Raw genomic sequence first — 8,963 nt, forward strand, 5'->3', positions numbered from 1 at the left:
ACATGGCCCAATTGCTGAGCAAGGACCAATACGCGGCCATCGCCGCCGACCTGCAACTGCGTACCCAGGCGTTCATCGACGGTGAGTTCCGCGATGCCATCTCGGGCCGCACCTTCGTCACCACCAACCCGGCCACCGGCAAGCAGCTGGCCGAAGTCGCCGCCTGCGACGTGCAGGACGTGGATGTCGCCGTGGCGGCCGCCAAGCGCGTGTTCGAAGACGGTTCGTGGTCCAAGCTGCAACCGGGTGAGCGCAAGCACATCCTGCTCAAGTTCGCCCAGCTGCTAGAAGACCACAGTCACGAGCTGGCGGTACTGGAAGCGCTGGACAGCGGCAAGCCGGTCAGCGAGTGCCAGAGCGTCGACGTTCCAGAAACCATCCACACCATCCGTTGGCACGCCGAGCTGATCGACAAGATCTACGACAACACCGCGCCGACCGGCAACGCCGCCGTGACCATGGTGGTGCGCGAGGCGATTGGCGTGGTCGGCCTGGTGCTGCCGTGGAACTTCCCGCTGCTGATGCTGGCCTGGAAGATCGCCCCGTCACTGGCCGCCGGTTGTTCGATCGTGGTCAAGCCGGCCAAGGAAACCACCCTCAGCGCCCTGCGGGTGGCCGAGCTCGCCCATCAGGCGGGTGTCCCGGCCGGGGTGTTCAACCTGGTGCCTGGGGGTGGCCGTGAAGTAGGCGAGGCCATTGGCCGGCACATGGACATCCCCATGGTCAGCTTCACCGGCTCCACCGACACCGGCCGCTTGTTCCTCAAGTACGCGGCCGAGTCCAACCTCAAGCGCATCGTCCTCGAGCTGGGTGGCAAGAACCCGGCTGTGGTGATGAACGACTGCGAAGACTTGGATGAAGTGGCCCAGTTCGTCACCGCCGGTGCGTTCTGGAACATGGGCGAGAACTGCTCGGCGTCGTCGCGGCTGATCGTGCACAAGGACGTCAAGGATCAACTGCTGAGCTTGATTGCCAAGCACCTGAAGGAATGGAAACTCGGCGATCCCCTCGACCCGGACAACCGCCTCGGGGCGATGGTCAGCAAGTCGCACTTCGACAAGGTCAAGTCCTACCTGGAGTACGCCGCCGAGCACAAGCTCAACGTGGTGCAGGGTGGCCAGACCGAGCAGGGTGTGTTCGTGCAGCCGACCATCGTCGATGGCGTGGCGCGCGATAGCCGCCTGTTCGTCGAGGAGATCTTCGGGCCAGTGCTGAGCGTTACCTCGTTCGAGACCATCGAGGAGGCCATCGAGCTGGCTAACGACACCATCTACGGCCTGGCGGCTTCGGCCTACACCGGCAGCCTGCGCAATGCCCTGCGCCTGTCGCGGGAGATTCGCGCGGGCGTGGTCACGGTCAACTGCTTCGGCGAAGGCGATGCGTCGACGCCGTTCGGTGGTTACAAGGAGTCCGGCTTTGGTGGGCGCGACAAGTCGATCTGGGCGCATGACCAGTACACCGAGCTCAAGACCATCTGGATCAACGCGGCGTAAACCGAGCATTTTGGGGCCGCTTTGCGGCGGTTCGGCGCCCCGACAAGCCCGCTCCCACAGGTACAGCGCCGTTGCGAAGATGAGCGCTATCCCTGTAGGAGCGGGCTTGCCCGCGAAGAGGCCGGATCAGACACAACCTAGAACACAACCTTCAGACACATCCCGCTTCACAGCGAATAAGCAGCACGGCTCGGCAATGAGCTAGACAAGGCTGCGGCGCTGACGGCTACCGGGACACCGGTGGCCACACATTCCCTGAAACCAAGAAAAACCCGTGCACAGGTCCACTGGGGAGTGGCTGCGTGCGCACCTAAAATCTTTTGTGAGTCGACTGCCATGATCGTTTCCCAAGCCAGCGCGCTTGCGCCTGCGCTATCCCATCGCAACGCCCTGATCGTTGCCCATATCGCCGCCGTGCTGTTCGGTCTGACCGGCATTCTCGGCGCCCTGATCCATGCTGACGCCACGGTCATTACCGCCGGCCGCGCGGTGTTCGCCGTGCTGGCCCTGGGGTTGGTGGCGCTGGTGCAGCGCAAGGCCCTGTTCCGTGGCCTAAGTGGGCGCAAGTTCGCCGTGATGCTGTTCACCGGAGCCATGTTGGCAGCGCACTGGGTGACATTCTTCATTGCCATCAAGGTAGGCGGGGTAGCGGTGGCGACCCTGGGCTTTGCCAGCTTCCCGGCGTTTATCGCGCTGCTCGACCTGCTGGTGTTTCGCGAGCGTCTGCACCTGCGTGAAGCGCTGTTGCTGGGCTTGGTGACGCTGGGGTTGGTGCTGGTGGTGCCGTCGTTCGACCTGCTGGACCAGGGCACGCTGGGGCTGCTCTGGGGCTTGGCCTCGGGTCTGTCGTTCGCCTTGCTGGCAATCGCCAATCGGCGTGCCGCGCGGGGCATGGATGCGCTGCAGGTGGCGTTCTGGCAGAACCTGACGGTGGCCGTGCTGGTAGCGCCGTTTGCGCTGAACCAGTTGATGGTGCAGGGCTTGCAGGTCGCGGATTGGGTCTACCTGGCACTGCTCGGGGTGTTTTGCACGGGGTTGTCGCAGTACTTGTTCGTCAAGAGCCTGGAAGGGCTGCAGGCGCGTAGCGCGGGGATGATCATTGCCCTGGAGCCGGTGTATGCGATTGCCTGTGCCTGGGTGCTGTTCGCCGAGCAGCCGTCGCTGCGGATGCTGGCGGGGGCGGCGCTGGTTATCGTGGCGACGGTGCTGTCGGCCTGGAGCAAACCTGCCAGTGAGCGTCTGGCTTGAGATTTTCCGGCCGCTTCGCGGCCCATCGCAGGCTGTCGCCAGCTCCCACGAGGGGCACAATTGCCCATGGGTGGACTGCCCCCAACCCATCCAGCTTTCAGGCGGCAGTCCACTGCGTGGGAGCGGGCTTGCCCCGCGATGAGGCCAGCCCTGCCTACTTGAATTTGGGCCCGGAGCGCGTATTGAGCCCCTTGGCCAAGCGGTCATACAGCACCACATTGACCGTCGCCGCCAAGTTCATGCAGCCCTCGGTTGGGATATAGATGGTCTCTTCACACCACGCCCGCACGCTCTCATCGAGGGTGCCGTCTTCAGGCCCGAAGATGTAGATGGCGCGATCCGGGTGGGTGTACTCAGGCAGCGGCCGAGCACCTTCGACCAGCTCCACCGCCACCGGCGTGCAGCCCAGGGGAATGATGCGCTGCAGGTCATCGATTCCGATCAGCGGAATGTCGTAGTGCACCCGCTTGGTATCGGTGACGAAATCGCGCGCGCGCTCATAGCGCTTGCCGGTGTAGAACACTGAGTTGACGCCGTAGCAACCCGCTGCGCGCATCACCGAGCCGACGTTCTCCGGGGACTTGGGATTGAACAGGCCGATGCAGCTGTACCGTTTGTTTGCCACGTGCCGGGGCCCTTCGCAAAAAAGACGCGATTATACGGGCTTGCCGGCAGTGATGGGGATCAGTCTTTCTTCAGCAAACCGGCCAACCCGGCGAACGGGTTGTGAGTGGCCTTGGCGATGCTCGGCGTGCTGGTCGAGCCTTCGCTGAAGTACTGCTGGTCGGTATAGCGCGAGTGCTCGTTGTCGTGGCAATACAGGCACAGCAGTTCCCAGTTCGAGCCATCCTGGGGGTTGTTGTCGTGGTTATGGTCACGATGGTGCACGGTCAGCTCCGACAGGCGTTTGCCGGAGAACTCACGGGCGCAGCGGCCGCAGACATGGGGATACATCTTCAGGGCCTTGTCGCGGTAGCCCATTTCCTTGTCGCGCTTGGCGTCGGCAAGGATGCGGTCGAGGCGGGCGGTGGCCGATAGGGTGGAACTCATGGTGTTACCTTTGTTGTATTCAGGCGAATGACGGTTATAGCCTTGAGTCTAGCGCGCCTGCAGGCCACGCGGACAGGCAAAAACCTGCAGATGGGCGTAGCCTGTAGAAAGATTCCCGACAGGAGGTTGCAGATGTTGCATGCGATCCTCGCCGCATTGATCGTGGTTGCCGCGCCCTTGGCGCACGCCGCTGGCCAGCAGCCCCGGATCAGCACGCCGGTGCCTGGCGCACCGGGCACCGCCACGCCCACGCCCTATCCACAGATCACCCCGAGCGCACCGCCCAAGGCCTACGACCGCCAGCCCGGTGCACCGCTGTTGCCGCCGATGCCCGTGCCTGGGCCGCCCCGCGATCAGCCGCTGCCGGGCCTTTCGCAAGAGCCGCCGCGACCACCGGCCAAGGACGATTAGACCTGAGCCAGGCGCTGGCCGTCTTGCATGCGCAAGCGCTTCGATAGCGCCACAGCCAGTGCGCGGATGATCCGCGCAGCGATGCGTGGCGCTTCGTTGAGCATCTTTTCCAGCGAGTCCTTGCCCAGGGTCAGCAGTTGGCAGTCGCTGGCCGCCACGCAACTGGCCGAGCGGCGCTCACCGTCGAGCACGGCCATTTCGCCAAACGCGCCGCGGCGCAGCACGGCGATTTCCACCGCCTGGCCGCTGCCATCGGTCTTGCGCACCGAGACTTGGCCGCGGTGCAGGATGCACATGAAGGTACCGGCGTCGCCTTCCTGGAAAATCGTCTCGCCGGCAGTCATATGGGCCAGGCTGAAGTAGCCGGCCACGGCGTGGAAGTCGGTCGGTTGCAGGGCGTCGAACAGGCCGCAGTCCATGAGCATGTCGCGGATTTCGGCGTTGAGCTGGGAGGCGTCTGGCATGTGTTGTTCTTCTGTCTTGGACGGTGGATCGTTGGTTCGCGTCTTTCAAGCGCAGTTTTTGTCGCCAGTGCTGGCCTCTTCGCGGGCAAGCCCGCTCCCACATGGGCCGAGTCGATCACACAATTGATAGCGGTCTGCACGATCCCTGTGGGAGCGGGCTTGCCCGCGAAGAGGCCAGCACTGGCGACGCAAAACCCGCGGACAAATCCACCCTAAGACAACAAAAAAACCGATTTACACCACGCCAAGCTCATTGAAGACGAACGCATACTCCAACGCCACGTCCTTGAGGCCTTGGTACCGGCCGCTCATGCCGCCGTGACCCGCGCCCATCTCGGTCTTGAGTAGCAGCAGGTTGTCGTCGGTCTTGCGCGTGCGCAGGCGCGCGACCCACTTGGCTGCTTCCCAGTACTGCACGCGGCTGTCGTTGTAACCGGCCACTACCAGCATGGCAGGGTAGGCCTGGGCCTTGACGTTCTCGTATGGCGCATAAGCCTTGATCCGTGCGTAAACCTCCGGCTCCTCGGGATTGCCCCACTCGTCGTACTCGGTCACGGTCAGCGGCAGCTCGGGGTCGAGCATGGTGTTGAGCACGTCGACGAACGGCACTTCGGCAATCGCGCAACGGAAGAGATCCGGACGCTGGTTGAGTACCGCGCCAATCAGCAGGCCGCCGGCGCTGCCGCCGCTGATCGCCAGGCGTTCGCGGCCGGTGACGCCCTCGGCGATGAGGTGTTCGGCGCAGGCGATGAAGTCATCGAAGCTGTTCTGCTTGTGTTGCTGCTTGCCAGCCCGGTACCAGGCCTCGCCCAGCTCGCCGCCGCCACGCACATGGGCGATGGCGAAAGCCACGCCGCGTTCGAGCAAGCTCAGCCGGGCGTGGGAGAACCATGGATCGAGGCTTTCGCCATAGGCGCCATAGCCGTACAGATAGAGCGGCACTGTCTTGTCCAGATCCTCGCGGCGGCGGACCAGGCTGATCGGCACCTGCGTGCCATCCTTGGCGGTCGCCCACAGGCGCTGGCTGACATAGGCGTCGGCATCGAACGCGCCAAGCACTGGCGTCTCTTTGAGCACCTGCTGAGCACCGCTGGCCAGCTCCAGTTGGCGCACCTGGGCCGGGCGGTTGAGCGCTTCGTAACGCAGGCGAATGCGGCTGCTGGAAAACTCCAGGCTGTCTTGCACATACAGGCTGTAGGCCGCATCCGGCAGCTCCACGCGGTATGTCGGCAAACCTTGCGGGCGCACTTCGATGACCGGCAGGCCACCTTCGCGCAGGCTCAGTGCCAGCGCGCTGGCATTGAGGCTCAGGCCTTCGAGCATGATCGTCTCGCGGTGCGCCACCAGCACCTGCCACTGCGCGCGGCCCGGCACCTGCTCGGCAGGGGCGTGGAACAGGGCGAAGTTGATCCCGTCCTGGTTGCTGCGGATGAACCAGCGCCACTGGCCATCGAGCTGGCCGTGATCGGGGTAGTACTCGTGATTTTCCTCACGTGGCGCCAGGCAGGTGAAGTCGGCCTGTGGGGTGCTGGCGTCGAGCACCCAGGCCTCGCTGGTGGTCTTGCTGTTGAGCAGCAGGATCAGCTGGCGCTCGGAGCTGGCGCGGTAGCAGTGCAGGAAGAACCGTCCATCGGCTTCCTCGAACACGGTCTGCGCGTCAGCCTCGCCCAAGGTAAAGCGGCGTAGGCGCCAAGGGCGATGGGTGTCGTCCAGTTCGGCGAAGAACAGCGTCTGGCTGTCGTTGGCCCAGGTCATGCTGCCGTCGCAGTCTTCGAAGGGCAGGGTGGTGATGCTGCCGCTGGCCAGGTCCTTGACGTACAGGGTGTAGGTTTCTTCGCCGTTGGTGTCGAGGCTGTAGGCCAGCAAGCGGTGGTCGGGGCTGACATTGAACGCGCCCAGCGCCAGGAAGCCGCCAGCGGCCAGGGCGTTGGGGTCGAGCAGCAATTGTTCGCGGCTTTCATCGACCGTGTTGGAGTCGTCGGCCGGACGCGGGCAGCGGTAGTGGCGCGGGTATTCGTCGCCGGCGGTGGTGCGTGTGTAGTACAGCCAAGGGCCCCAGGGCGAGGGCAACGACAGGTCGGTTTCCTTGATGCGGCCCTTGATCTCTTCGAACAGTTGCTCGCGCAACGGCGCCTGGTCGGCCAGGCAGGTTTCCTGGTAGGCGTTTTCGGCGTGCAGGTAGGCCAGCACCTCGGGGGTGTCGCGCTCTTGCAGCCAGGCGTAGGGGTCGGCGCCTGTGGCCTGATGGGCTATTGGAGCTTTAGCGGCGGTAGCGGTGGCTGGCATGAATGATCTCTTGGTGTGCTGTTACGGGCTTTGCCGGCCCTATCGCCGGGCAAGCCCGCTCCCACGCTGGCAGTGTTCTATCAAACAGCACGTGGGAGCGGGCTTGCCCCGCGATAGGGGCGCCTAGGCCCAAATGTGTTTATCATAGGCGTCTCTTTGCCTGGCTTGCACGAACACCATGACCGAGAACGACTATACCCTCGCCTGGGGCCTCTATGCCGTGGCCGCCCTGGGCTGCCTGCTGGTGGGCTTCAAACTCACCGGCTGGATGTGGCGTTGGCTGCGCGAACCGCTGCGGGTGATCATCGCGGTGCTGCTGCTGACCCCAACGATCGTCGATCCGGTCAAGGAAAGCTTCGCCCCGGCCATCGCCATCAGTGCCTTGGATATCGCCTTCAAGGTCGGTAACAACGCTTGGCGCGCCGCCTCGGACCTGGCCATGTACGGCATGATCGCCTTTGCCCTGTATCTGCTCTTCGTGCTGATCCGCTGGCCGCTGGAAAAACGCGCCCGCGAGCGCCGCGAGCAGGCCGAAGCCGCCGCCCAGCGCCAGGTCAACGAAGATGACCAGGTGCTGGTCGAGGCGTCGGTTGCCGCCGATCGCAATGACCGTTATCGCAACGACCCGCCGCCAGCGGCCCCTGGCCGCGGCCGGGTCGAGCCCCGTCTGTAAAGGAAGCCGCGCATATGTGCGAACTGCTGGGCATGAGTGCCAACGTCCCCACTGACATTGTCTTCAGCTTCTCCGGGCTGATGCAGCGCGGCGGCCGCACCGGTCCGCACCGCGATGGCTGGGGCATCGGTTTCTATGAAGGGCGCGGCCTGCGTCTGTTCCAGGACCCGGCAGCGAGCAGCGAATCGGAAGTGGCCAAGCTGGTCCAGCGCTATCCGATCAAGAGCGAGGTGGTCATCGGCCATATTCGCCAGGCCAACGTCGGCAAGGTCTGCCTGTCCAATACCCACCCGTTCGTGCGCGAACTGTGGGGGCACAACTGGTGTTTCGCGCACAACGGCCAACTGGCTGATTTCAGCGGACAGAAAACCTTCTATCGGCCCGTTGGCGACACCGACAGCGAAGCGGCCTTCTGCGACCTGCTCAACCGCGTGCGTAGCGCCTTCCCGGAGCCGGTCAAGGTCGAGCAACTGTTGCCCGTGTTGGTCGAGGCCTGCGCCGAGTACCGTGGCAAGGGCGTGTTCAATGGCTTGCTGAGCAACGGCGACTGGCTGTTCTGCTTCTGTTCGACCAAGCTGGCGCACATTACCCGTCGCGCACCGTTTGGCCCGGCCAGGCTCAAGGATGTCGACATGATCGTCGACTTCCAGGCAGAAACCACTCCCAATGACGTGGTCACGGTGATTACCACCGAGGCCCTGACCGAAAACGAAACCTGGCACCGTTATGAGCCCGGCCAATGGGCGCTGTGGCGCCATGGCGAGTGCATCGCCCACGGGCAAAGCTAAGGACGCTGCATGTTCAGAAGTTACCTGCGGTTGCTGCTGTTCACCTTCGGCCTGTTGGCCGGTATTCAGGTCCCAGGCGTGGTCAAGGACTACAGCCAGCGGGTCGAGGCGCATGTACTGGAGTCGCGCGAGGCGCTGTCGGGCTTCCAGGAGACCGCCGAGCGCTTCTTCAAAGGCGATTTGCAGGCGCTGGTGCGCCACTATCGCAGCAGTGACGATCCAGTGTTTCTCAGCGACGCCAACAGCATCGAGAGCCTGCTGATCCGCAATCAGTTGCTCGAACGCGAGTGGCAGGCGTTGCAAGGGTCGTGGTTGAGCCGTAGTTGGCATGTGCTGGTGCAGGCCGATCCACAGCTGCGCGATGAAACCCTCAAAGGCTACAGCTACCAGATTCTGCTGGTGCCAGAGGCGATTGGCTGGGGCCTGGGGGCGGGGTTCTTGCTGGCCTTGGTGGTCGAGAGTGTGTTGCTGCTGGTCGGCTGGGTGATTCTTGGCGGGCGGCGCAAGGCGGTCAAGGAGAGCTGGCGCTAAGTTTGGCGGCGCCTTTGCC

10 protein-coding genes are annotated in these 8,963 nt (G+C 64.0%); 6 read left to right on the plus strand and 4 right to left on the minus strand.

Annotation, left to right across the window (positions count from 1 at the left end):
- Positions 1-2: 2 nt before the first annotated feature.
- The gene (locus ACF8K2_RS22915; protein WP_392467784.1) at positions 3-1,493 is read left to right on the plus strand and encodes an aldehyde dehydrogenase; all 1,491 of its coding nucleotides are present in this window, start codon (positions 3-5) and stop codon (positions 1,491-1,493) included.
- A gap of 336 nt (positions 1,494-1,829) precedes the next feature.
- The gene (locus ACF8K2_RS22920) at positions 1,830-2,741 is read left to right on the plus strand and encodes a DMT family transporter (RefSeq protein WP_392467786.1); all 912 of its coding nucleotides are present in this window, start codon (positions 1,830-1,832) and stop codon (positions 2,739-2,741) included.
- 154 nt (positions 2,742-2,895) lie between these two features.
- On the opposite strand, the gene ACF8K2_RS22925 is transcribed toward ACF8K2_RS22920, so the two are convergent.
- Together ACF8K2_RS22925 and ACF8K2_RS22930 are read right to left on the minus strand one after the other, a co-directional pair.
- Entirely contained in the window at positions 2,896-3,366 is a 471-nt protein-coding gene (locus ACF8K2_RS22925; RefSeq protein WP_186555290.1) for an RNA methyltransferase, read from the minus strand.
- Between the two features lie 59 nt (positions 3,367-3,425).
- Positions 3,426-3,791: a YajD family HNH nuclease gene (locus ACF8K2_RS22930; protein WP_186555289.1), complete on the minus strand. Its 366-nt coding sequence runs from the start codon at positions 3,789-3,791 to the stop codon at positions 3,426-3,428.
- Between the two features lie 132 nt (positions 3,792-3,923).
- Between ACF8K2_RS22930 and ACF8K2_RS22935 the strand changes: the two genes are divergently transcribed.
- Positions 3,924-4,202, plus strand: coding sequence for a hypothetical protein (locus ACF8K2_RS22935; protein ID WP_392467789.1), 279 nt, complete (start codon positions 3,924-3,926; stop codon positions 4,200-4,202).
- Here the strand turns inward: ACF8K2_RS22935 and ACF8K2_RS22940 are convergent.
- Positions 4,199-4,666 carry a cyclic nucleotide-binding domain-containing protein gene (locus ACF8K2_RS22940; RefSeq protein WP_186555287.1) on the minus strand — a complete coding sequence of 156 codons (468 nt, stop codon included), beginning with the start codon at positions 4,664-4,666 and terminating at the stop codon, positions 4,199-4,201. The genes ACF8K2_RS22935 and ACF8K2_RS22940 overlap by 4 nt on opposite strands.
- A gap of 234 nt (positions 4,667-4,900) precedes the next feature.
- Positions 4,901-6,952, minus strand: a complete 2,052-nt coding sequence (locus tag ACF8K2_RS22945) for a S9 family peptidase (protein ID WP_392467791.1) — start codon at positions 6,950-6,952, stop codon at positions 4,901-4,903.
- A gap of 178 nt (positions 6,953-7,130) precedes the next feature.
- On the opposite strand from ACF8K2_RS22945, the gene ACF8K2_RS22950 reads away from it, so the two are divergent.
- Genes ACF8K2_RS22950 through ACF8K2_RS22960 form a run of 3 tightly spaced genes read left to right on the plus strand, consistent with a single transcriptional unit; the run spans position 7,131 to position 8,944 of the window.
- The gene (locus tag ACF8K2_RS22950; protein ID WP_186557474.1) at positions 7,131-7,625 is read left to right on the plus strand and encodes an MFS transporter; all 495 of its coding nucleotides are present in this window, start codon (positions 7,131-7,133) and stop codon (positions 7,623-7,625) included.
- Between the two features lie 14 nt (positions 7,626-7,639).
- A complete protein-coding gene (locus ACF8K2_RS22955; protein ID WP_186557473.1) occupies positions 7,640-8,413 on the plus strand; it encodes a class II glutamine amidotransferase in 774 nt (257 codons plus the stop codon).
- A 9-nt stretch (positions 8,414-8,422) separates the two neighbouring features.
- Positions 8,423-8,944: a DUF2937 family protein gene (locus ACF8K2_RS22960; protein WP_186557472.1), complete on the plus strand. Its 522-nt coding sequence runs from the start codon at positions 8,423-8,425 to the stop codon at positions 8,942-8,944.
- Positions 8,945-8,963: the final 19 nt, after the last annotated feature.

This window comes from Pseudomonas sp. xss_2 (genome assembly GCF_043104195.1).
Taxonomy (GTDB): domain Bacteria; phylum Pseudomonadota; class Gammaproteobacteria; order Pseudomonadales; family Pseudomonadaceae; genus Aquipseudomonas; species Aquipseudomonas urmiensis.

Excerpts from the sequence above, each read along its gene's own strand:
- ACF8K2_RS22915 (WP_392467784.1), top strand. The coding sequence starts at position 3 with ATGGCCCAATTGCTGAGCAAGGACCAATACGCGGCCATCGCCGCCGAC.
- ACF8K2_RS22940 (WP_186555287.1), bottom strand. The coding sequence starts at position 4,666 with ATGCCAGACGCCTCCCAGCTCAACGCCGAAATCCGCGACATGCTCATG.
- ACF8K2_RS22930 (WP_186555289.1), bottom strand. The coding sequence starts at position 3,791 with ATGAGTTCCACCCTATCGGCCACCGCCCGCCTCGACCGCATCCTTGCC.
- ACF8K2_RS22935 (WP_392467789.1), top strand. The coding sequence starts at position 3,924 with ATGTTGCATGCGATCCTCGCCGCATTGATCGTGGTTGCCGCGCCCTTG.
- ACF8K2_RS22960 (WP_186557472.1), top strand. The coding sequence starts at position 8,423 with ATGTTCAGAAGTTACCTGCGGTTGCTGCTGTTCACCTTCGGCCTGTTG.
- ACF8K2_RS22920 (WP_392467786.1), top strand. The coding sequence starts at position 1,830 with ATGATCGTTTCCCAAGCCAGCGCGCTTGCGCCTGCGCTATCCCATCGC.
- ACF8K2_RS22955 (WP_186557473.1), top strand. The coding sequence starts at position 7,640 with ATGTGCGAACTGCTGGGCATGAGTGCCAACGTCCCCACTGACATTGTC.
- ACF8K2_RS22950 (WP_186557474.1), top strand. The coding sequence starts at position 7,131 with ATGACCGAGAACGACTATACCCTCGCCTGGGGCCTCTATGCCGTGGCC.
- ACF8K2_RS22945 (WP_392467791.1), bottom strand. The coding sequence starts at position 6,952 with ATGCCAGCCACCGCTACCGCCGCTAAAGCTCCAATAGCCCATCAGGCC.